Here is a 22394-nt window from a genome sequence, read left to right as displayed (position 1 = left end):
TCAGTCGTTCGTCTGCCGCGGACAGGCACAATGCCAAAAAGGCGCACAGTGGCTCTTTGCGGGCCACTGTGCGGCCTTGTTCAGTGTGCTTTCAGTTTTACTCGCTCTTAGCGGCGTTCTTGTACACGCGGTTCAGTGCCACGGGGTGGAACGCTACGCCGGTAACGGCAGAGGAGACCATCTCGGCATTGCACTGGCCGTACAGGGGGAAGATGACTGCCTGCTCCAGAACGATCTGCTCTGCCTCGTACAGGGCAGCCCAGCGGCCCTCGGGGTCGGTGCACAGGTCACCGGTGGTGCACTCGTCAATGATGGCATCGTAGTCGGCATCGCTCCACAGACCGTAGTTGTTGGAGTTGCCGGTCACCCACATACCCAGATAGGTCATGGGGTCGGCGTAGTCGGGGCCCCAGCGGGTCAGGCCGATCTCAAAGTTGCCGTCCTGCATATCCTGCACGCGCTGCTTCTTGGGCTCCACGGTCAGATTCAGGGTAAAGCCTGCCAGCGTGGTCTCCAGCTGCTCCTTGACGACCTGTGCCACCTTCTGGGGTGCGTCGTCGGCATCCACCACCATGTTGAAGGTGAAGGAGTCCTTGCCCAGCTCGCTCTTAGCCTGCTCGTAGTATTCCTTGGCCTTGTCGGCGTCATAGGCGCAGAACTCTGCAAACTTGGTCTGGTCGGCGCTGAAGTCGCTGCCATCGGGGCCGGTGGCGAACTGCGGCGGAACGGCGGTGTAGCAGGGTGCAGAGCCGTCCTTCAGCACATCCCCGGTAATGGCGTCACGATCCAGTGCAAAGGTGATGGCCTTGCGCAGGTTCTCGTTAGCCAGATCCGGCACACCGCCGATGTTGGGGCTGATGTACCACAGGTAACCGGCACCCACGCTGGTAAACTCGGGATCATCCTTGACCTGATCCACCTGCTCGCCGTTCAGCAGGGTCATATCCAGAGCACCGGTCTGGTAGCTCATCAGTGCCTGCTGGCTGTCCTTGATGACCTGATAGGCCAGACTGTCCAGAGCGATCTTGTCGGCATCGTAGTAATCGGGGTTCTTTTCCAGCGTAAAGGCCGTTGCGGCGGGCTGGTAGTCGGTCAGCTTGAAGGCACCGTTGGACAGCACCGTGTCGGGGCTGGTGCCGAAGGTGTCCTTGCAGGTGTTGTAGAACGCCTCGTTGACCGGATAGAAAGTGGGGAAGTACATCAGGCTCAAAAAGTAGCTGACGGGAACGTTCAGCTGGACTTCCAGCGTCTTGTCGTCCACAGCAGTCACGCCCAGATCGGTGACGGGCTTCTCGCCTGCAATGATCTCGGCAGCGTTGACCACCTGACCGATATCCGACAGCATATAGGAATACTCGGAAGCGGTGGCGGGGTCCACAGCGCGCTGCCAGCCGAACACGAAGTCGGCAGCGGTAACAGCTTCGCCGTTGGTCCACTTGGCATCCCGCAGGTGGAAGGTGTAGGTCTTGCCGTCCTCGCTGATGTCATAGGTCTCGGCAATGGCGGGAACTGCTGCGCCGTCTGCATCCATCTGCATCAGACCGTCGGTGTAGTCTGCGATGACCTCAAAGGAGGTGCCGTCGGTGGCCACCTGCGGGTCCAGCGACTGGACCTCGGTCTCCAGCATGATATTCAGGGTGCCGCCCTGTGCAGTGCCAGCTGCAGAGGAGGCAGTGCCGGAGGCGGAAGAAGCCGCCACCGAGCTGGAAGAGCCGCCGCAGGCCGTCAGAGCCAGCGCAGCGGAGGTAACACCGGCAGCTGCCAGGAAGCTGCGGCGCGAAATACGACGATCGAATCTCATAGATGTTTCCCCTCTCTTTACTGCTTTAGTTTTATACTCTGCTAAAGCATCGCGTTCTAAAAATACACAAGGGATGTCTGTTCCTCCTTCCGGAACTATGCACTCCCTTGTGCTATGGCGGCATTATACCGCTCCTTTCCGCAAAAGAAAAGGGGTTTTGCAAAATTTGTCCGCGGGATGCGTTCATTTCTGCGGTTTGTCTAACGTAGCGCCTAAAAAATCCCCCGATTTTTGTACAATTTCAATCCATGAACGCATTTCACTTTTTAACAAATACACTTGAAAAATCGTGTTTTTTCTATTATATTTCTTTCTTTTGAGCGATTTAATTTATTTTATAAATAGAATTACGCACTTTTCTTTTTGATATAAAACGCAGGCCTTCATTTTGCCGTTGTCCTTGTGTGGAGGACAGCTATTGAGATAAAAAGAAGCCGCCGCACAGTGTTTTGTGCGGCGGCTTTAAAAATCGAATTCGTACTGCTGTAAAAAGCGCTTACTTGCCCAGCATCTCGTGGGCGGTCTTGCAGATGGTGGCAGCGTCCAGACCGTACTTCTTCAGCAGGTCCCATGCGGGGCCGGAGCAGCCGAACACGTCCTGCACGCCCACGCGGCGCACGGGGGTGGGCTGCTTCTCGCTCAGGACGGCGCAGACGGCTTCACCCAGACCGCCGATGACATTGTGCTCCTCGGCGGTGATGACCTTGCCGCACTCCTTTGCAGCCTTGAGGACGATCTCCTCGTCCAGGGGCTTGATGGTGTGGATGTTGATGACCCGGGCGTGGATGCCCTCGGCAGCCAGCTGCTCGGCAGCCATGCGTGCCTCGTTGACCATCAGACCGGTGGCGATGATGGCAATATCGTTGCCCTCGGTCAGCTGCTCGCCCTTGCCCAGCTCAAAGTGATAGTTGGCCTCATCGTGGAACACCGGCACAGCCAGACGGCCGAAGCGCAGGTAGACGGGGCCTTCCATGGCGTAGGCGGCGCGCACAGCGGCGCGTGCTTCGATATCATCGGCGGGGCAGATGACGGTCATGCCGGGGATGCTGCGCATCAGGGCAAAGTCCTCGCAGCACTGGTGGGAAGCGCCGTCTTCGCCCACGGAGATGCCGCCGTGGGTGGCGCCGATCTTCACGTTCAGGTGGGGGTAGCCCACAGAGTTGCGCACCTGCTCGAAGGCACGGCCGGCTGCGAACATGGCAAAGCTGGAAACAAAGGGCACATAGCCCATAGCGGCCAGACCTGCGGCCACGCCTACCATGTTGCCCTCGGCAATGCCGCAGTCAAAGTGACGGTCCGGGTATGCCTTCTGGAACATGCCGGTCTTGGTAGCGGCGGCCAGATCGGCGTCCAGCACCACCAGATCATCGTGGCCTTCCGCGGCCAGCTCCTTCAGGGTGTTGCCGTAGCTGTCGCGGGTCGCGATCTTTTTCACGTCTGCCATCTCAGTTCTCCTCCTGTTCCAGCGCGGCATAGGCGGCGTTCAGCTCGTTCATGGCCACCTGATACTCTTCATCGTTGGGGCCCTTGCCGTGCCATGCAACGGAATTGGTCATATAGGAAACGCCGGTGCCCTTGACCGTATCCAGAATGATGCAGGTGGGCTTTTCGCTCTCAGCGTGGAAAGCCTGCACGGCGCTCTCGATCTGGTCAAAGTCGTGGCCGTTGATGGTGACCACATTGAAGTTGAAGGCGCGGAGCTTATCCTCCAGCGGGGCGCTGTTCATAACAGTCTCAGTGGTGCCGTCGATCTGCAGATGGTTGCGGTCCAGCATCACGCACAGGTTAGAAAGGCCGTAGTGGGCGGCAAACATAAAGGCCTCCCAGCATTCGCCCTCTTCCACCTCGCCGTCGCCCAGAATGGCGTAAACGTTCACGGCAGAACCGGCGTGCTTTGCGCCCAGCGCCATGCCGCAGGCGGCAGAGATGCCCTGACCCAGACTGCCGGTGGACATATCCACGCCGGGCACGCTGTTCATGTTGGGGTGGCCCTGTAGGCGGCTGCCAATCTTGCGCAGGGTCTTGAGCTCTTCCACCGGGAAGAAGCCCCGCTCTGCCAGCGCTGCGTACAGCGCCGGGGCGGCATGGCCCTTGGACAGCACCAGACGGTCGCGGCTCGCCATCCTGGGCTGGGCAGGGTCTACGTTCAGTTCCTTAAAGTACAGATAAGACAGCACGTCTGCGATGCTCAGACTGCCGCCCGGATGACCACAGCCTGCACTGTGGGTCCCTTCGATCACGCCCATGCGGATGTGGCAGGCGTGCTTTTTCAGGGTAAGTTTTTCAGCATTTGTCATGATGGTCCTCCCGTATGAACCTCAGAATTCATGCGCTCAAAAAAGCCTCTCGTCAGCGCCCCGGCGTCAAGATTGCCGCAGCGCGCTTTTTTTCAATTTTATATTATCCATTCTGCGCAAAAAGGTCAAGCTTCTTCCAGCAAAATGTACAGCCCCGGGGAAATTTTTTTGCAAAAAGACCGATTTTTGTCTATTTTGCAGACGTTCTGCCCCGCTTGACAGGGGCAAAATGGTTTGTTATACTTTTGACCATCGTTCCGGCAGGAAGCCGGGCATGGGCGGGCAGCAGCCTGCCGCTTCCCCTGCAAGCAATATTTTTTTGGAACAGACGCCACGAAGGGGTCTGCCTTTGGCATGGAATGCCGGGGCAGGCTCCTTTTTATTTTGCGGCTGAAAAAGGAGGAACCCTTATGAAAACCAAAAGCACTCCCTCCGTGCGGCAGCTGGTGCTGGCCGCCCTGTTTTTAGCACTGGCCTTTGTGCTGCCCCTGCTCACCGGTCAGGTACCCAAGGTGGGCAATATGCTCTGCCCGATGCACTTCCCGGTGCTGCTGTGCGGCTTTGTGCTGGGCGGCCCGTGGGGGCTGGCTGTGGGCTTTGCCGCCCCGCTGCTGCGCTCGGTGCTGTTCGGCATGCCGCCCATGTTCCCGGTAGCCCTCTCCATGGCCTTTGAACTGGCTACCTACGGGCTGGTGTCCGGGCTGCTGTGGCGCAGGGCAAAGCACACTTTGCCCGCGCTCTACGCCGTGCTGCTGACTGCCATGGTGTCCGGGCGCATCGTGTGGGGCATCGTGCGCTTTGTGCTGGCCGGGCTGACCGGCGGCAGCTTCCCCTTCAGCGCTTTTTTGTCCGGGGCGCTGTTTACCGCCGTGCCGGGCATCGTGGCGCAGCTGGTGCTCATCCCGCTGCTGCTCACCGCGCTGCAGAAGGCCGGGTTTGCAGACTGACCCCCTGCGCGCGCCTTTTGTGCAAAAGAACAATACTTCAACCGGTTTTTAAGGCACTTTTTCCAAAAGAAACGGAAAACCGGAAAAATTGTGCCGTTTTGTGGCTTTCCGTCGGCAAATGTGATAAACTTGAACCAGATGCGGGCGTGTGCCGCTGTGCACGACCCACAAAGAGTAAATGAAGAAGAGAGGTCGTTTATCGTGAAGATCATTCGTACAAAGGACTACGCTGATATGTCCCGCAAGGCCGCAAACATCATTTCTGCGCAGGTCATCATGAAGCCCGACTGTGTGCTGGGTCTGGCTACCGGCGGCACCCCCGTTGGCACCTATGAGAAGCTGGTGGAGCGCTACAACGAGGGGGATCTGGATTTTTCTGAGGTCACCTCCGTCAATCTGGACGAGTACCGCGGCCTGCCCAAGGATCACCCGGAAAGCTACTGGAGCTTTATGCACCGCAACCTGTTCGACCATGTGAACATCGACCCCGCCCACATCAACCTGCCGGACGGCACCAACATGGATGCCGAGGCCGAGTGCAAGCGCTATGACGAGGTCATCCGCAGCGTGGGCGGTGTGGATCTGCAGCTGCTGGGCATCGGTCATGACGGTCACATCGGCTTCAACGAGCCCCACGATGCCTTTGATCTGGGCACCCACTGCGTGGATCTGACTCAGGAGACCATCGAGGCCAACAAGCGCTTCTTTGACGGCAACGTGGATCTGGTGCCCAAGCAGGCTTACACCATGGGCATCCGCACCATCATGCAGGCACGCAAGGTGCTGATGGTGGTCAACGGTGCCGGCAAGGCCGAGATCGTCAAGAAGGCTTTCTTCGGCCCCGTCACCCCCGAGGTGCCCGCAAGCATTTTGCAGATGCACCCGGACTTCATTCTGGTGGCTGACGAAGAGGCTCTGAGCCTGATCTAAGCATCCAAGTTTCTGAGCCGCTGCACGGCTGTCGCCGTGCAGCGGCTTTTTGCTGCCCTCTCTTTACATTCCGCCGAAAAAGCGGTATTCTTTTTCCAGAACAAACTTTCCCGGGAGGAGACCATGGATATCCGCCAGCTGCACTACTTTTTGACCCTGTGCGAAGAAATGAATTATACCCGCGCCGCACAGCGGCTGTTCCTGTCGCGGCAGGCGCTGCGCCAGAGCATCTCTGCGCTGGAGGCCGAAATGTGCGGGCCGCTGTTCATCAGTGCCCACCACAAGCTGGCGCTCACCGACCGGGGCATGAGCTTACAGCGCCATGCCGCCCCGGTAGTGGAGCAGTTCCAGCAGATGCAGGCTGCGCTGCGGGCAGAGATCCAGTCTGCCCAGCCGGTGCGCATCGGCATCAGCGTGGCGCTGGTGCCGGACTATCTGCCCGGGCTGGAGACCCAGCTGGACAAGTTCCGGCAGCAGTACCCCCATGTGGAGATGCGCTTCCGCCTGCTGGACAACGACGCCGTGGCCGATGGGGTAGAGCAGGGCGAGCTGGACGCGGGTCTGGTCATCGACCTTGGCTGTGCCGCGCCGGTGCTGGCGCGCACCACCCTGCGGGCGGACCCCGCCTGCCTGCTGGTGCCCCGGGGACATCCCTTCTGGGAAAAGGAGCGCATCCCGCTGGCAGAGCTGCGCGGGCAGCGGGTGCTGCTGCCCAGCCTGCGGCAGGATCTGTTCAGCCCGCTGTGGGCAGCCTGTGCCCGGGCGGGCTTTGCCCCCAACGCCGAGATCGGCCCCAGCTTTTATCAGGCCTACTATCTGGTGCAGGAGCAGCTGTGCACCTGCCTGACCCGCTACGAGCCCGGCGCGCGCCGGGAGCTGGACCGGGTGCGGGACGTGCTGCTGGAAGATATGCCCCCGCTGTGCGTCTCACTGGTGCAGCGGCGGGACACCAGCTCTGCCTACATCGACCTGCTGCGCAGCTACCTGTTAGAGGTTCTGGGCAGCACCGCCAGCCTGCCGCCCCGCCGGGGTCGCCCTGCAAAGCCCTTCTACACCGCGCCGGTGCTTTCCAGCGCCGCCGCAAAGGCTGCCCCGGAGCATCCCGCCCCGGGCACCCAGCTGCCCTTTGCGGGCGGCAACAACTTCCGGGAGCTGGGCGGCTACCATGCCGACGAGGGCAAGACCGTAAAGTGGGGGCAGATCTACCGGGGTTTCCCCACCGGGCGGCTGACCACCGAAGCTGACCGCGCCCGGCTGGACGGGCTGGGGCTGCGGCTCATCCTTGACCTGCGCAGCGGCGCAGAAGCCGCCAAGCTGCCGGACTATGTGCCGGACGGCGCACGGCTGGTGCAGATCTGCGGCCTGCGGGATGCCACCGGGCAGGAGATCGATTTTTCGCCAAACGACATCCAGCGGCTGGTGCAGAGCGCCCCCGCCGGGATGAGCCTCACCCAGCTGATGTACTGGCAGATGCTCACCGGCAACAAGGCGTTTAAAGAGCTGTTCCGGGCGCTGGAAGCCGGCGAGACGCCCATCCTGTTCCACTGCACGGCGGGCAAGGACCGTACCGGTGTCGCTGCCATGCTGATCTTACTGGCGCTGGGTGCTTCGGACGAGACCATCTGCGCGGATTATGCCCGCACCAACCTCTGCCGCGCCGCCGAGATCGAAAAGGCCATGGCTGACCATGCGGCGGAGATCGCCGCCGACCCGGCGCAGCGGATGCGCTGGCAGACCTCCGCCGGGGTAGACCCGGAGACTGCGCCCTTTGTGCTGCGCACCATCCGGCAGGACTACGGCAGCGCCGAGAACTATCTGGAAGCCGAATACGGCCTGACCCCCGCCCGCCTGATGCGGCTGCGGCGGATGTATCTGGAGTGAGACGATTTTGAATGGCCTCCGCGTGTGCTTTGGGCATTTTCAGCGGAAAAATAATTTTAAATTTTGGGGTTCAGAAACGCCTGCGGGCGTTTCTGAACCCCATTTTCATGGAAAGGGATCATAACCGAGAACGGCAGCTGCCGCGCTGGTTTCCTACGGAAAATTGATTTCCATGGTAAAAGTTGATTTCCTCTTGAAAAAAAGCCTGTTGTCCGATACACTGAATATAACGAATCTTTTAAGAAGGAATGAAACTGACCATGGCTGCAAAAACGCCTGCCCAGTGGAAAACACTGTTTGAAAACGAGCCCTTCCACTGCGAAAACTACTATACCGGTCCCCTTGGACCGGACTACACCCCCGGCGGCACCTGTCTGCGGCTGTGGGCACCCACTGCCGAGGCAGTCACCGTGACCTTATACCACAAGGGAGACGGCAGTGCCGTGCTGGGCACAAAGCCCCTTGTGCGCGGGGCGCAGGGGGTGTGGAGCGTCTGGCTGCCCGGGGAGCAGCACGGCCGCTATTACACCTTTGCCGTCACCGTGGACGGCATCACCCGCGAGACCGGCGACCCCTACGCCCGGGCGGCGGGGGTAAACGGCGTGCGCAGCATGATCGTAGACCTTGCCCGCACCGCGCCCTCCGGGTGGGAGCAGGATGTGCGCCCCAATATCCCCCCGGCACAGCGCGCCGTGTGGGAGGTGAGCGTGCGGGACTTCTCGCAGGATGCCGCCAGCGGGGTGCGCCCGGCGTGGCGGGGCAAATATATGGCCTTTACCCAGCAGGGCACTACCCTGCACGGCGATGGCATCCACCCCACCTGCCTGAACTACCTCAAGCGGTTGGGGGTAAAATACGTCCAGCTGATGCCCATTTTTGATTTTGGCAGCGTGGACGAGGCAAGGCCTTTGCTGCGGCAGTATAACTGGGGCTACGACCCCACCAACTTCAACGTGCCGGAGGGCAGCTACTCCACCGACCCCACCCGGGGCGAGGTGCGCATCCGGGAGTGCCGGGAGATGATCGCCGCGCTGCACGCGGCGGGCATCGGGGTGGTGATGGACGTGGTGTATAACCACACCTACCGCACCGAGAACCCCTTAAACAATACCGTGCCGTACTACTTTTTCCGGCAAAACCCGGACGGCAGCTTTTCCAACGGCAGCGGCTGCGGCAACGAGTTTGCCACCGAACGCCCCATGGCGCGGCGGTACCTCATCGACTCCATCCTCTACTGGGCGAAGGAGTACCACATTGACGGCTTCCGGTTCGACCTGATGGGCCTGTACGACGCCGAGAGCATCAACGCGGTGCGCACTGCGCTGGATGCCCTGCCCGGCGGGCGGGACATCCTGCTGTACGGTGAGCCGTGGCAGGGCGGTGCCAGCCAGCTGCACCGGTACGAGGCCAACAAGGCGAACCTTGCCATGCTCAACGAGCGGGTAGGCATCTTCTGTGACGACACCCGGGACGCCATCAAGGGCGGCTGCTTCGATGCCCGGGAGCCGGGCTATGTGGAGGGCAAGCCCGGCAGTTTCTGGGATATCGGCGCAGCGGTGGCGGCATGGTGCCGCAGCGACCGTCTGCCGCCCCACGCGCCCAGCCAGATCGTGAGCTATGTTTCCGCCCACGACAACTTTACCCTGTGGGACAAGCTGCTCTGCGTCCGCTACGAAAAGCCGGAGTTCACCGCCCGGGACACCGTGGCGCTGGCGCAGAACCGGCTGGCGGCGGGCATCTACCTGACCAGCTTCGGCCTGCCCTTCATGCAGGCAGGCGAGGAGTTCGCCCGCACCAAAAAGGGGGTAGGGAACAGCTACCGCTCCTCTCCCGCCCTGAACCGGCTGGACTGGAACCGCGCCGAGCAGTACCACGCCCTCGTGGACTACTACCGGGGGCTTCTGGCGCTGCGGGCAGCCTTTCCGCGGCTGGGCAGCACCGACCGTCACGCCCCGGAGGCTTTGCAGTTCTTTGCGCTGGAGCAGCCGCTGGTGGGCTGGACGCTGCCCGCCGTCTGGGGAGACGGCGCGGCATGGAGCGCTTTGTGTGTCTTTTATAACCCCACCGACACCACCCGCACCGTTGCCCTGCCTGCCGGGCAGTGGAAGCTGCTGAGCGATGGCACTTCTTCCAGCCTGTGGCGGGGGGCAAGCCGCGTTTTTACAAACAAAACCACCCTTGCGCCGTACAGCGCCACCATTTTGGGTGCGGTGTAAGACGATTTGAATGCGCGCCGCTTCTTCCGGGTTGCGGCACCCAGCATCCGCATCGTGCCTTGGGCGGCACTCGCGTCTTGCTGGCCGCTGCCCCAACAACTCCTCCCTGTTTCCGCCACTGGCGGCGGTCGTCGTCGTTGCAGCGGAAAAATTATTTGTGATTTGTAAATCGGGAAAATCTGCGGAGCTTGTCGGGGCAAAGCCCCTCCATCTGCTAACGCAGACCGCTCTGCCGCTTAAAAGCCCCACTGGGGCTTTCATTGCTACGCAAACGCGGATTTTCCCGATTTACTTTTTCACGGGAGGGGTCGTGGAGGGAAACGGCATATTTGCGATATGCAGTTTGCGGATGTTGCTTGTGCATTAAAAACGCAAACTGCTATAAATTTTCAGAGACCCCCATGGCATTTTCTCCAACTCCGGTATTGGTATTTTGATTATATCTACAAAGTTATTTGTTGCAAATACTATTCACCAAAAAGCATGATTGACAAATATAAATAGTCCTGCTATTTTTGATACAGTAAAAACATTTTACAGAAAAGAGGGGGTTCCCATGCAGAAGTCTTGATGTTTCCAATGCTAACACCCATTCTTTATGATCTTCTTATTCTGCAACGGAGGAAAAACAATGCGTAATTCTATGTTAAAGCGGGTCGTTGGTGCACTCCTGTGCACAGCAGTTTTGCTGGCATCGTTTTCCGTTTATGCTTTTGCCGCAAAAGAGCCGCAAAGCACAAACCGTTCCTCTGCCACGGTGTCCTTTGGCGTGCAGACCGCTCAGTTTATCGAATCCCGCACCGAGATCACTGCGGATGGCACACAGCAGCAGTATGGCACGCTGGCATTTTCCTTTGAAGTCGAAAACGCTTCTTTTGAAGCCCATCTGCCAATCATCCTGGAAAAGCTGCCGGATGGCAGTACGCAGTACGAAACCGCCGCGGATTGGTTCAGCGTACAGGCAAAGCCGAACCGCAACGCCACCCTTCTGGCCGCACAGCAGGAAGCGGTTCCCCATTGGTATGTGGAACATGCGCAATGTTCTGTTTATGAATCGACCACCGATCCTGCCCGTTTGATTCTGACCGTGCAGGGCGTGCTGCTGGACGAGAACTGGGATCGCGTGCCTTTCATCGGTTCCAGTGAGTATTACTTCTGAATCACTCCCCTGTTTTTGACATTCTCTTTTTTATATGCTTAAACCAAAACGAGAGCCGGCGGCTTACAGGCCACCGGCTCTCGCTTTCTTTATGCTATTTTCAGCTATTCTCTGCGCCCTTTTCGCCAAGGGTGACGGTAACGGTCTGCATCTGACCGCCGCGTGCGACGGTGATCTCGATGGTGTCACCGGCCTTGTGGTCCTGCATCAGGGTGCCAAGGTCGCTCTGGGTGGCAACCTCGCTGCCGTCTACGCTCACGATGCGGTCACCGGCCTGCAGGCCTGCCTTGTCGGCAGGGCCGCCCTTGACCACCTCCACGATGTAGACACCGTAGGCGTTCACGCCCAGCTGGGCGGCGGTCTGAGCGTCGGTCACGGCAAAGTAGCTGATGCCCAGATAGGGACGCCCGGTCACATAGCCGTTTTCCAGCAGCTCCTGCGCCACCTTCACAGCGTCATTTACCGGGATGGCGAAGCCCAAGCCCTCCGCGTCACTGGAAGAGGACTTTGCGTTGACGATGCCCACCAGCTCGCCGTTCATGTTGAACAGGCCGCCGCCGGAGTTGCCGGGGCTGACGGAGGCATCCATCTGGATCAGGGACATGGTGTTGACAGAGCTTGTGCTCTGAATGCTGACACTGCGGTTCAGGGCGCTGACGATGCCGCTGGTCACGGTGCCGCCCAGCTCACCCAAGGGGTTGCCCACGGCCATGACGCTCTCGCCCACCTTCAGATTGTCGCTGTCGCCCACGGTGGCGGGGGTCAGACCGGTAGCGTCCACCTTGACCACGGCGATATCACTGGTGGTATCCTCGCCCACCAGCGTAGCGGGGTAATCCTTGTCGCCGATGCTCACGGTGATGTTGGAAGCACCGCTCACCACATGGGCGCAGGTGAGGATATAGCCATCCGAGCTGATGATGACGCCGCTGCCCGCGCCGCTCTCCACCTGACTCTGGCCGTACCACGACCACTGGGAGTAGACCACCTGCTCGGTGGTGATGACCACCACGCTGGGGCTGACCATCTCGGCCACCTGTGCGGTGCTCAGGCCGGTGCCGCTGGTGGCGCTGATGGAATTGCCGGTGCTGTCGGTGCTGCTGTCAGAGCTGGCCGGGCGCTCCACCTGCTGGATGACCACCTTGCTGCCGCCGCCGTATTTTGCACCCACAAAGCCGCCCGCAAAGCCCATGGCTGCTGCCAGCACCAGCGCCACGGCGCTGCGTGCCAGCTTTTTGCCATTGAACTTTTTCTTGCGGCGGGGCTTTTCCGGCTGCGCCGGGGCGCTGTACTGCGGCTGCTCCGGCGGGGTGGGCGGCACGCTGCCGCCGTCTGCCGGGGCGGTATCGGCCGGACGCGCAGGCTGCGCTTCCGGCTCGTTATACTGGTTTGCCGTGTTCATGCCGCTGCTGCCCACGTTGGGGTAGCCGGTCTCGTTATTGGAAGCGGAATAATCGTATTCCCACTTGTTCTCGTTTTCCATGTTACTACATCCTTCCCTCAAAGGCCGGTCCGCAGGGACATCTGTTCCTTTGAACTGTCCCTATTGTAACTGTCAAATGTGAAAATCAATCGCTTGCGCCGTGAAGAATATGTGAAATACGGTCCTGTTTTTCTGCCCTTGACAGCCGCGTTTCTGCTTGCTATTGTAAGGGAAGAATATTGGCCCGTCAAGGAGGAGCTTTTTATGGAACTGCGCCGCACCGAACAGGGGTTTGCCCTGTATAAAGAAAAGGACCGCATCGGAGAGTGCATCCTCTCCCCCGCCCCAAAGGGCGCACAGCTTGCCGCCCTGTGCATCCTGCCCCGGTGGCGGCGCAAGGGCTACGGCTCCTACCTGTTAAAAGAAGTATTGCGCAGCTTTGGCGGCTATGACCGAGAAGCTGCCACGGTTTTTACCGCCCCGCTGCCGGAAAACGCCGCCGAGCTTGCCTTCTGGGGCAAATTCGGCTTTGCCGCCGAGGGCGGGCAGCTGGTGCGCCGCCGCACCCCGGACTTGACGGCGGTCAAGTTCGTGCAGGACTTTTTAGCCGCCCGGCTGGTGCACCCGCAGCTGTGCGTGGACGCCACCTGCGGCAACGGCGGCGACACCGCCTTTCTGTGCGGACTGACCGCCCCCGCCGGGCGGGTGCTGGCCTTTGATGTGCAGCCCGAAGCCATCCGCTCCACCCGCACCCGGCTGGAACAGGCAGGCGTACCCGCCGAACGGTACAGCCTTGTCTGCGGCAGCCACGCCGACTTACTACAGTATGTGCAGCCCGGCACTGCCGATGCAGTCATGTTCAACTTCGGCTGGCTACCGGGGGCAGACCATGGGGTGTTTTCCACCGCGCAGAGCAGCATCCCCGCATTGCAGGCGGCATTGCAGGCGGTGCGCCCCGGCGGCATCGTGAGCGCTATCCTGTACAGCGGGGCGGTCATCGGCTCGGACGAAAAACAGGCGGTGCTGCGTTTTCTGTGCGCACTTCCACTGAAAAGTTTCACCGTTCTGGTGTGTGATTTTGCCAATTGGGCCGAAACTGCCCCTCTGCCCTGCCTGATCCTGAAAAAATAACGAAAACCCTTGCATTATCACGCGTTTTCGTATAGAATAGGGTGCGTATGTGTAAAAATGCTTCTTCCGGCATCGTTGCGCGATGCCGGAAGAAGTTCTATCCATTTCAGGAGAAATATCATCTATGACAAATCGTGAAGAGATCGAACGCCGCAGGACGTTCGCCATCATCAGCCACCCCGACGCAGGTAAGACCACCCTTACCGAAAAGCTGCTGCTGTACGGTGGAGCCATCAATCAGGCTGGTTCCGTCAAGGGCAAGCAGAGCGCCAAGCACGCCGTGTCCGACTGGATGGACATTGAAAAGCAGCGTGGTATCTCGGTCACCTCTTCGGTGCTGCAGTTCAACTACGCCGGTAAATGTGTGAACATTCTGGACACCCCCGGCCATCAGGACTTCTCGGAGGATACCTACCGCACCCTGATGGCGGCAGACTCTGCCGTCATGGTCATCGACGCCGCAAAGGGCGTTGAGGCGCAGACCATCAAACTGTTCAAGGTTTGTACCCTGCGCCATATCCCCATTTTTACCTTCATCAACAAGATGGACCGCGAAGCCCGCGACCCCTTTGAGCTGATGGAGAACATCGAGGAAATTCTGGGCATCAAGACCTACCCCATGAACTGGCCCATCGGCTGCGGCAAGGAGTTCAAGGGCGTGTTTGACCGCAACGCGCGCAAGGTGCTGGCTTTTTCCAGCGACGGCCGCGCCAACGGCGTGAAGAAGGTCAGCGAGACCGAGGCCGAGCTGGGCGACCCCGCACTGGACGAGCTGCTGACCCCCTATCTGCACCAGCAGCTGGTGGACGAGATCGAGCTGCTGGACGGCGCTGCCGAGGAGTTTGATCTGGACAAGGTGCTGCGCGGCGAATTAAGCCCCGTGTTCTTCGGCTCTGCATTGACCAACTTCGGCGTGGAGCCCTTCCTTGAAAACTTCCTGCGGCTCACCTCCGCCCCGCTGGCCCGCGTGGACAGCCTGACCGGCGAGCCGGTGGACCCCTGCCGGGACGAGTTCTCCGCTTTCATCTTTAAAATTCAGGCCAACATGAACAAGGCCCACCGCGACCGCATTGCTTTTATGCGCATCTGCTCCGGCAAGTTCGAGCGCGGCATGGAAGCCTACCATGTGCAGGAGGGCAAGAACATCAAGCTGGCCACTGGCACCCAGCTGATGGCGCAGGACCGCGCCATCGTGGACGAGGCCTACGCAGGCGACATCATCGGCCTGTTTGACCCGGGCATCTTCTCCATCGGCGACACCCTGTGCACCGGCAAAAAGAAGGTCCAGTTCGCGGGCATCCCCACCTTCTCCCCGGAGCACTTTGCCCGCATTGAGCAGAAGGACACCATGAAGCGCAAGCAGTTCGTGAAGGGTATGGAGCAGATCGCGCAGGAAGGCGCCATCCAGATCTTCCGCGAAGTGGGCGGCGGCATGGAGGAAGTAGTGGTCGGCGTGGTCGGCGTGCTGCAGCTGGAAGTGCTGGAGTACCGTCTGAACACCGAGTACAACGTGGAAATTCGGATGCAGCAGCTGCCCTTTGAGCAGCTGCGCTGGGTGCAGAACGACCCCGACACCTACAATCTGCGGGATCTGGACCTGACCAGCGACACCAAGGCTGTGGAGGACATGAAGGGCAACCGTCTGCTGCTGTTCACCTCCGACTGGGCGGTGCGCTGGGCGGAGACCCACAACGAGAGCTTGCAGCTGAGCGAGTTCGGCAACATCTGATAAAAGAGCGCTGCGGAGTGCACCTGCGCTCCGCAGTTCTTTTTTATAGAATAAAAAACACAACAAAGTATGCCAGACATTGGAATGAGGGTTTCCATTGCGGGGAACACTGCTGGCATGGAGGGTAAAGTATATGCAGAATATCAATATTGGCAAAAGCGGTATTGCCGTGCCGTTTCTGGGCATGGGTACATGGGCCATCGGCGGCGGTGCATGGTGGGGCGATAACGACGACGCACTGTCCGTAAAGGCCATCCAGACTGCCGTGGAGCAGGGCATCCAGTGGATCGACACCGCGCCCATCTACGGGTTGTACCACAGCGAGGAAGTGGTGGGCGAAGCCATGAAGCACATCGACCGCGACAAGGTGGTGCTTTCCACCAAATGCGGCCTGGAGTGGCGGCACGAGTCTCCCATCCTGCACAAGGTAGTGGACGGGGTACAGGTGTACCGCGACCTCTCCGCCAAGAGCATCATCGAGGACGTGGAGGACAGCCTGCGCCGTCTGCACACCGACCATCTGGACGTGCTGTACACCCACTGGCAGAGCCCGGATTTCGGCGTGTATCCGCTGGAAGAGACCATGGAAGCCATGATGAAGCTGAAGGAGCAGGGCAAGATCCGCGCCATCGGTGCTTCCAACGTCACCTCCGATATCATCCGGGGCTACTGCAAGTACGGTCAGCTGGACGTCATTCAGGAAAAGTACAGCCTGCTGACCCGCCGCATTGAAAAGCAGCTGCTGCCCACCTGCAAGGAGCTGGGCGTTTCGGTGCAGGCTTACTCCCCGCTGGAGCAGGGTCTTCTGACCGGCAAGGTGACCATGGACACCACCTACCCGGAGGGCAGCACCCGCAACACGAACCCCTGCTTCCAGCCCACCCGCCGGGCACAGGCGCTGGAACTGCTGGCAAAGTGGAGCGACCTGACCGAGAAGTACGACTGCACCATGGCGCAGCTGGTCATCGCCCTGACCGCCCGCATGATCCCGGGGCTGCACGTTCTGTGCGGTGCCCGCAAGCCGGAGCAGGTACTGGACAACGCCGGTGCCATGCACATCAAGCTGGACGGCGCCGACGCCGTCCGCATGAAGTGGGACGTGGACGCGATCTCCTGAAGATAAACTGAACAACACCGGAGCATCTTCGGACGCTCCGGTGTTATTTTTTACTCTTATTCTCCCCTTGCCAGCGCTTGCAGCTTTTGCTTGTCCAGCACCTGCACACCGCCGCGGTACAGCCGCACCCAGCCCTCCTGCGCGAAGTATTTGAGCATCCGGCTCACTACCTCGCGGGCAGAGCCCATGTACTTTGCCATCTGGTCGTGGGTCATGCGGAGGTCCGCGCCGCCGGTCTTGGCAAGCTCGTCGGTCAGAAAGATCGCCAGCCGCCGGTCGGCGCTCATGAACAGAATCTGCTGCATCGTCCACATGGTATCGGAAAAGCGCTCTGCCGTCATCTGGTAGGCGTAGCAGCGCACATAGACGTTTTCCTGCATCAGCTGCCGGAAGATGCCCGCACTGATGCACAGCGCTTCGGTGTCCTCCTCCGCGTCGATGTAGAGGTCGATGTTCACCGCGTCCATCACGCAGGAGGCGGACAGGATGCACACCTCCCCGCCGAACAGGCGGTACAGCGTCACGTCCCTGCCGTCCTCGCTCAGCAGGTAACTGCGCAGCTGCCCGCTGCGCAGCAAAAGGATGCCCACGCAGCTTTCCAGCGGGCTGTGCACCCGGGTGCCCTTGGCGTAGTGCACCGGGCGGGTAAAGCGGCACAGCCGCTCCTGCTCTTCCGGGGTCAGATGCTCCCAAAACGGAAACGCACAGGCCAGACACTGGGCGTGCGGAGATGCTTCAGCCATGCCACTCACCCCTTTCGCAGCGCCTTGGCGGCTTCCGTGCCCGCCAGTGCGCCCTCATAGACAGCCTTTGCCACCTGCAACAGCCCGCCGGTGCAGTCTCCGGCGGCGTACAGGCCGGGCACGGTGGTCTGCATTTTGTCGTCCACCACGATGCGGCTGCCCTCTACGGCAGCGCCCAGCTTTCGGGCAAGTGCGGTACTGCCTGCCACGCCCAGCGCCACAAATACGCCGGATACCTCCCGCACCGTGCCGTCTGCCAGCTGCACGCCGGTGACGGTCTGCTCGCCCAGAATGGCTTCCACCTTTTGGGTGCAGACGGCTACCTCGGGCGGGAAGTCTGCGGTCAGGGCTGCGCCGTTCGTCAGCAGGGTGACGCTTTTCACCACCGGCAAAAGCGCCTGCACCTCATGCAGGGCGTACTCGCCGCTGCCCAGCACCGCCACATCCTTTTCACGGTAGAAAAAGGCGTCGCAGGCTGCGCACCAGCTTACGCCGTGGCCTTCCAGCCCGGTCAGCCCCGGGATGCGGGGCACAGCGCGGGAAGCACCGGTGGCAAGAATCACCGCGTCTGCCGGGTACGCGCCTGCCAGCGTTTCCACGGTCAAACGGTCGGTCCATGTCAGCCCCACGGCCTCGGTCTGCACAAACTGCACCCCCAGCCGCCGGGCATTCTCGATGCTGCGGCGTTCCAGCTCCGGCCCGGAGACCGGCTGGGCAAAGCCGTAATAGTTTTCGATCTTTTCGGCGCGCGCCAGCGCCCCGGAGCCCTTGGTCAGCACGGTGGTCTGCACCCCGGCGCGCACGGCGTACAGGGCAGCGGACACCCCCGCCGGGCCGGAACCTACGATAACGATGTTGGACATGGTGTTGCTCCTTTGCATGGTTCATTGCCCTTATTATACACCAAATCCGCACAGATTTCTGTGACCGGGTCGCAAAAACTTTTTGGGCGGCGGGCACTGTTCAAGCCCCGGGGAGTATGTTATACTGGTCTCACGTTGAAATTACTGCCACAGGGGGCTTTTGCTTTATGTCCAAACAACGTCTGCTTTTTATCACCACCGGCGGCACCATTGCCAGCGTGCGCACCCAGCAGGGGCTGAAGCCCGTGCTTAGCAGCGAGGAACTGCTTGCCCATCTGCCGGAGCTGAAGGAGCTGTGCTGCCCGGAAACGCTGGCGCTGTGCAGCATCGACAGTACCGACCTCGGGCAGGAGCACTGGCTGATGATGGCACGCGCCATTCAGGAAAACTACGCCTTGTACGATGGCTTTATCATCTGCCACGGCACGGATACGCTGGCCTACTCTGCGGCGGCGCTCTCTTATCTCATCCAGAACGCGGATAAGCCCATCATCCTTACCGGCGCGCAGCAGCCCATCTCCAACGAGATCACGGATGCCAAGAAAAACTTGCGGGACAGCGTGGTCTGCGCCATCGACCCGGGCAGCCGGGGCGTGATGGTAGTGTTTGGCGGGCACGTCATCGCGGGCACCCGCGCCAAAAAGAACAAGACCATCAGCTACGACGCCTTTGCCTCGGTCAACTTCCCGGAGCTGGCGCTGGTGCAGGGTGACCGGCTGGTGCGGTACATCCCCTCGCCGTGGCCCACCGGCCCGGTGGAGTTCAGCCGCACACTGGACAGCCGGGTGTTCCTGCTCAAGCTGACCCCGGGCATGTCCCCGGCGCTCATCCCGGAGATCTTCCGCCTGTACGACTGCGTCATCGTGGAAAGCTTCGGCGTGGGCGGCATCCCGCAGCAGCTGATGGACGCCTTTGCCGCCGGGCTGGGCGACTACGAGACTACCCACAAGGTACTTATCATGACCACGCAGGTCACCTACGAGGGCAGCGATGTGGGCGTGTACGAGGTGGGCAAGCGGGTGCGCAACCGCTTCCGCTTCTTGGAAGCCCACGATATGACCATCGAGGCCGTAGTGACCAAAAGTATGTGGCTGCTGGCGCAGAACTGCGAAAGCTTTGACCAGCTGCAGCAGCGGTTCTATCGTCAGGTGAACTTTGACACCTTCTACCACTGAGCCGCGCGGACGCGGGACGATCTTAAATGCGCTCCGCGTTGCTCTGCGCATCATCAGCGGAAAAGATATTTTTATTTGCAGCTCCGAAACGCCTGCGGGCGTTTCGGAGCTGCTTTTTTCACGGGAGGGGTCGTGGAGGGAAACGGCATTTATTCCTGAAAACGAAAAAGCAGCCAGACCGGGCGGTCTGGCTGCTTTTATAGTTTATAAAAATATTTTACTCTACCTCTTCATCCGCGAAGATCCACAGCACCTCGTTGATGTGGGAGCCGCTGCGGGAGTAGGGGGTCACACGGATGCAGAAGCTGCGGCCATCCGTCTTGCGGTAGCGGTGCTCCAGCAGGTTGTTGCTGAACACGGTGCTGCGCACAAGGCCGAAATCCAGCAGATCCGCAAAGCCGTCCCGGTTCTCCGGCGCTACCAGCGTGTCGCGGTAGTTGGTCAGCGCAGCCCGGAAAGAGCCGCCGCAGGTATCCAGAATAGACTGGAAGTAATCCGGCACAATGATAGGGCGCACGGTATCCTGCTGCAAGTCCACCACGATTACGGTCTTGTATTTGGGGGCAAGCACCTTCAAAAAGTGCTCCGCGTCCCGCTTTTCCTGCAGGGTGCGCTCCATCTTTTCGTTCAGGCCTTCCAGCTGGCGGGCGCGGCCGTTGTGCTCGTAGTAGGTCTGCCGGTCCTGCCGCATGGCAGCCTCGGCCTTGGCCACGGCTTCGTCCACATGGCGCAGGTCGGTGGTCTGCTGGATGCCTACGGAAATAGCGTAGTCCTTTTCCTTCAGGAAGGCGCGCATCCGGTCTGCAGTGCTCCACACGCTGTAAGGCGGCTCGTTGGGGGTCAGGATGACAAATTCATCACTGCCAATGCGGTACACCCGGCTGGTGGCAAAGAACTTGCGGGCGGCATTTGCCAAGCAGCACAGCAGGGTGTCACCGCTGCGGTGGCCCAGATGCTCGTTCACCTCGTGCATCCCTACCACATCAATGTAGGTGCACACCACGGACTCGTACCCGCTGTGGGGCAGCTCCCGCAGGTCGGCCTCGTACCGGCTGCGGTTGGCAAGGCCGGTCAGGGTGTCGTGGCTGTAAGAGAAGTCCAGCTCCTCGCTGAGCTGGTCGGCCTGTGCGTCGTTGCGCACCAGCACGGTCGCCCACGGGTTCTGGGCGCAGCAGCCACGGCAGGGCAGCACCTCTGTGGTGACCCAGATATACTGGCCGGACACGTTCTCGCGGTAGCGGTAGAACTCCGGCGCAGTGGCGTGGTACAGCACAGAGCGCAAGGCCTCCAGATCGGTCTGCTCCAAAAACAGGTCTGCGTCCTCCTCGTGCACGATCTTCTCGTTCACCAAGCGGTCGCAGTAGTTGACAAAATCCTCTTCTTTTTCCAGATCTGCACCCAGCAGGCGGGCATCCCGCTTGATCACCCGGTACGCACCGGTGGCAAGGTTCAGCAGCGAGATCTCCAGCACGTTGTCGGTAAAGATCTGGTAGGCCTGCAGCGCCAGCGCAGTCTTTTCGGTGCCCGGGTTCTCCACCCGGCGGTCGCGGCGCATCAGGTCGCGGCGCAGATCCCAGTAATCCTGATTGGTGGGCTGCGCCAGCAGTTTTTCGGCGTTTTCCACCGGCATGGGCTTGAAGAAGTAGTAGCCCTGCGAGTACAGGCAGTCTGCGGCTTGCAGCATGGACACCTGTTCCGGGGTCTCCACGCCCTCGGCGATGATGGGCAGATTCAGCCGGTGTGCCATATCCACCACCGACTCCACGATCTGCACGCCCTTGCTGCGGTTCTCCTGGTTCATGTCGATGAGCTTCATGTCCAGCTTGATGGCATCGACGTTGGTATCCTTGAGCATATTCAGCGAGGAATACCCGCTGCCGAAGTCGTCCATCATCACCGCAAAGCCCTTGCGGTGCAGCCCCTGAATGGCGCTTTCCACCATCTGGGTGTCCTCGGCCACCATGGTCTCGGTGATCTCAGCCAGAAGGAGCTTAGGCTCCAGCTTATATTTTTCCACCAGATCTGCAAAGATCTGCGGCACATCCAGATTCAGGATATCCTGCACCGAAACGTTCACCGATACCGGCACAAGGTTGCTGCCGCTCTCCTGCCACTTCTGCAAAGTCTGGCAGACGGATTCCCAGATGTACTGGTCCAGCCTTGTCACAAGGCCGGTGCGCTCCAGCAGCGGCATGAACTCGGCGGGAGGGACGCAGCCCCGGGTGGGGTGATTCCAGCGCACCAGCGCTTCCATGCCCACGATGGCGCGGGTGATGCTGTTGCACTTGGGCTGCAGGAAGAAGCAGAATTCGTGGTTGTCCAGTGCGCGCTCCAACTCGCCCAACAGCTGCTGCTGTTCTTTCAGTTCGTTGAGCATGGTGGGCTCAAAGCGGTGCAGATAGCCGCTGTCGGTCGTTACACCGGCGATCTGCGCGTAGTTGCACAGGGTGGCGGCATCCGCGCCGGGGTTTGCCTGCACGGGGCACACGCCCATTACCACAAAAAAGGTGACATCCTGTCTGCCGGCAGCCATGCAGGCCTGCAATGTAGCAAGCACGGCGGTCTGCTCGGCTTTTTCGTCCGGCAGGCACAGGAAAAAGTCATCATTTCCAAAATAGCCCACAGGATAGCCGGTCTGCTTGCTGTAACCCAGCAGACAGTTTGCCACAGTTTCCAGCAGAGCATCGCCTTTTTCGGTGCCGTAAAGCTCGTTATAAAGCTTGAAGTGCTGGATATCCACAGCGGCGACAGCCCATTCCGTTCCCTGATGCGCGGTCAGGAATGTATGCAGGGCCTGTAAAAATGCGTCCTTGCGGTCGATCCGCTCCAACGCAGCAGGTGCCGGTGCGGCGGCATCTGTTTTGGTCTTTCGTTCCTCTGACATGACGATTCCTCACAATTTGGATAGATTCAATGCGGATAAGCCGATTGCGGTCGGTTTGTATACTTTATAATCAGTATAACACGGTTTAAGCGGTTTTG

The 22394-nt window shown here is 60.3% G+C and carries 16 protein-coding genes; 9 read left to right on the top strand and 7 right to left on the bottom strand.

Annotation, left to right across the window (positions count from 1 at the left end; translation table 11 throughout):
- Positions 1-97 precede the first annotated feature (97 nt).
- The 3 genes from MTP39_RS01055 to MTP39_RS01045 all read right to left on the bottom strand — a co-directional run bounded on the left by MTP39_RS01055 (position 98) and on the right by MTP39_RS01045 (position 4098).
- Positions 98-1801 carry an ABC transporter substrate-binding protein gene (locus MTP39_RS01055; protein ID WP_249241120.1) on the bottom strand — a complete coding sequence of 568 codons (1704 nt, stop codon included), beginning with the start codon at positions 1799-1801 and terminating at the stop codon, positions 98-100.
- Between the two features lie 496 nt (positions 1802-2297).
- Positions 2298-3245, bottom strand: a complete 948-nt coding sequence (locus MTP39_RS01050; protein WP_249241119.1) for a transketolase family protein — start codon at positions 3243-3245, stop codon at positions 2298-2300.
- A gap of 1 nt (position 3246) precedes the next feature.
- Positions 3247-4098 carry a transketolase gene (locus MTP39_RS01045; protein WP_249241118.1) on the bottom strand — a complete coding sequence of 284 codons (852 nt, stop codon included), beginning with the start codon at positions 4096-4098 and terminating at the stop codon, positions 3247-3249.
- A 410-nt stretch (positions 4099-4508) separates the two neighbouring features.
- On the opposite strand from MTP39_RS01045, the gene MTP39_RS01040 reads away from it, so the two are divergent.
- The 5 genes from MTP39_RS01040 (at position 4509) to MTP39_RS01020 (ending at position 11231) form a co-directional block, all read left to right on the top strand.
- Positions 4509-5045, top strand: coding sequence for an ECF transporter S component (locus tag MTP39_RS01040; protein WP_249241117.1), 537 nt, complete (start codon positions 4509-4511; stop codon positions 5043-5045).
- Between the two features lie 201 nt (positions 5046-5246).
- Complete coding sequence (nagB, locus tag MTP39_RS01035; RefSeq protein ID WP_249241116.1) at positions 5247-5975, top strand: glucosamine-6-phosphate deaminase; 729 nt, start codon at positions 5247-5249, stop codon at positions 5973-5975.
- Positions 5976-6098: 123 nt separating this feature from the next.
- Complete coding sequence (locus MTP39_RS01030; RefSeq protein ID WP_249241115.1) at positions 6099-7856, top strand: tyrosine-protein phosphatase; 1758 nt, start codon at positions 6099-6101, stop codon at positions 7854-7856.
- A gap of 248 nt (positions 7857-8104) precedes the next feature.
- Entirely contained in the window at positions 8105-10072 is a 1968-nt protein-coding gene (gene pulA, locus MTP39_RS01025; protein WP_249241114.1) for a type I pullulanase, read from the top strand.
- 631 nt (positions 10073-10703) lie between these two features.
- Positions 10704-11231: a hypothetical protein gene (locus MTP39_RS01020; protein ID WP_249241113.1), complete on the top strand. Its 528-nt coding sequence runs from the start codon at positions 10704-10706 to the stop codon at positions 11229-11231.
- Between the two features lie 100 nt (positions 11232-11331).
- On the opposite strand, the gene MTP39_RS01015 is transcribed toward MTP39_RS01020, so the two are convergent.
- Positions 11332-12714 carry a S1C family serine protease gene (locus MTP39_RS01015; protein ID WP_249241112.1) on the bottom strand — a complete coding sequence of 461 codons (1383 nt, stop codon included), beginning with the start codon at positions 12712-12714 and terminating at the stop codon, positions 11332-11334.
- Positions 12715-12918: 204 nt separating this feature from the next.
- Between MTP39_RS01015 and MTP39_RS01010 the strand changes: the two genes are divergently transcribed.
- From MTP39_RS01010 to MTP39_RS01000, 3 genes are all read left to right on the top strand, one after another.
- Complete coding sequence (locus MTP39_RS01010; protein ID WP_249241111.1) at positions 12919-13785, top strand: bifunctional GNAT family N-acetyltransferase/class I SAM-dependent methyltransferase; 867 nt, start codon at positions 12919-12921, stop codon at positions 13783-13785.
- Positions 13786-13909: 124 nt separating this feature from the next.
- Complete coding sequence (locus tag MTP39_RS01005; RefSeq protein ID WP_006735394.1) at positions 13910-15514, top strand: peptide chain release factor 3; 1605 nt, start codon at positions 13910-13912, stop codon at positions 15512-15514.
- A 133-nt stretch (positions 15515-15647) separates the two neighbouring features.
- A complete protein-coding gene (locus MTP39_RS01000) occupies positions 15648-16631 on the top strand; it encodes an aldo/keto reductase (RefSeq protein WP_249241110.1) in 984 nt (327 codons plus the stop codon).
- 56 nt (positions 16632-16687) lie between these two features.
- Here MTP39_RS01000 and MTP39_RS00995 read toward each other — a convergent pair whose 3' ends face one another.
- Both MTP39_RS00995 and MTP39_RS00990 read right to left on the bottom strand, forming a co-directional pair.
- On the bottom strand, positions 16688-17374 hold the full coding sequence (locus MTP39_RS00995) for a Crp/Fnr family transcriptional regulator (RefSeq protein ID WP_249241109.1): 687 nt from the start codon (positions 17372-17374) through the stop codon (positions 16688-16690).
- 5 nt (positions 17375-17379) lie between these two features.
- Positions 17380-18237 carry an NAD(P)/FAD-dependent oxidoreductase gene (locus tag MTP39_RS00990; protein ID WP_249241108.1) on the bottom strand — a complete coding sequence of 286 codons (858 nt, stop codon included), beginning with the start codon at positions 18235-18237 and terminating at the stop codon, positions 17380-17382.
- A 167-nt stretch (positions 18238-18404) separates the two neighbouring features.
- On the opposite strand from MTP39_RS00990, the gene MTP39_RS00985 reads away from it, so the two are divergent.
- Complete coding sequence (locus MTP39_RS00985; RefSeq protein WP_055186189.1) at positions 18405-19412, top strand: asparaginase; 1008 nt, start codon at positions 18405-18407, stop codon at positions 19410-19412.
- Positions 19413-19629: 217 nt separating this feature from the next.
- Here the strand turns inward: MTP39_RS00985 and MTP39_RS00980 are convergent, their stop codons facing one another.
- On the bottom strand, positions 19630-22296 hold the full coding sequence (locus MTP39_RS00980) for a bifunctional diguanylate cyclase/phosphodiesterase (RefSeq protein ID WP_249241107.1): 2667 nt from the start codon (positions 22294-22296) through the stop codon (positions 19630-19632).
- Between the last annotated feature and the right edge of the window lie 98 nt (positions 22297-22394).

The sequence above is a fragment of the Faecalibacterium sp. I3-3-33 genome, from assembly GCF_023347295.1.
Taxonomy (GTDB): Bacteria; Bacillota; Clostridia; order Oscillospirales; family Ruminococcaceae; genus Faecalibacterium.
This window is presented reverse-complemented; position numbering and strand designations above follow the sequence as displayed.

Coding starts and splice junctions, on each gene's coding strand:
- MTP39_RS01055 (WP_249241120.1), bottom strand. CDS start 1,801: ATGAGATTCGATCGTCGTATTTCGCGCCGCAGCTTCCTGGCAGCTGCC.
- MTP39_RS01050 (WP_249241119.1), bottom strand. CDS start 3,245: ATGGCAGACGTGAAAAAGATCGCGACCCGCGACAGCTACGGCAACACC.
- MTP39_RS01045 (WP_249241118.1), bottom strand. CDS start 4,098: ATGACAAATGCTGAAAAACTTACCCTGAAAAAGCACGCCTGCCACATC.
- MTP39_RS01040 (WP_249241117.1), top strand. CDS start 4,509: ATGAAAACCAAAAGCACTCCCTCCGTGCGGCAGCTGGTGCTGGCCGCC.
- MTP39_RS01030 (WP_249241115.1), top strand. CDS start 6,099: ATGGATATCCGCCAGCTGCACTACTTTTTGACCCTGTGCGAAGAAATG.
- pulA (WP_249241114.1), top strand. CDS start 8,105: ATGAAACTGACCATGGCTGCAAAAACGCCTGCCCAGTGGAAAACACTG.
- MTP39_RS01020 (WP_249241113.1), top strand. CDS start 10,704: ATGCGTAATTCTATGTTAAAGCGGGTCGTTGGTGCACTCCTGTGCACA.
- MTP39_RS01015 (WP_249241112.1), bottom strand. CDS start 12,714: ATGGAAAACGAGAACAAGTGGGAATACGATTATTCCGCTTCCAATAAC.
- MTP39_RS01010 (WP_249241111.1), top strand. CDS start 12,919: ATGGAACTGCGCCGCACCGAACAGGGGTTTGCCCTGTATAAAGAAAAG.
- MTP39_RS01005 (WP_006735394.1), top strand. CDS start 13,910: ATGACAAATCGTGAAGAGATCGAACGCCGCAGGACGTTCGCCATCATC.
- MTP39_RS01000 (WP_249241110.1), top strand. CDS start 15,648: ATGCAGAATATCAATATTGGCAAAAGCGGTATTGCCGTGCCGTTTCTG.
- MTP39_RS00995 (WP_249241109.1), bottom strand. CDS start 17,374: ATGGCTGAAGCATCTCCGCACGCCCAGTGTCTGGCCTGTGCGTTTCCG.
- MTP39_RS00990 (WP_249241108.1), bottom strand. CDS start 18,237: ATGTCCAACATCGTTATCGTAGGTTCCGGCCCGGCGGGGGTGTCCGCT.
- MTP39_RS00985 (WP_055186189.1), top strand. CDS start 18,405: ATGTCCAAACAACGTCTGCTTTTTATCACCACCGGCGGCACCATTGCC.
- MTP39_RS00980 (WP_249241107.1), bottom strand. CDS start 22,296: ATGTCAGAGGAACGAAAGACCAAAACAGATGCCGCCGCACCGGCACCT.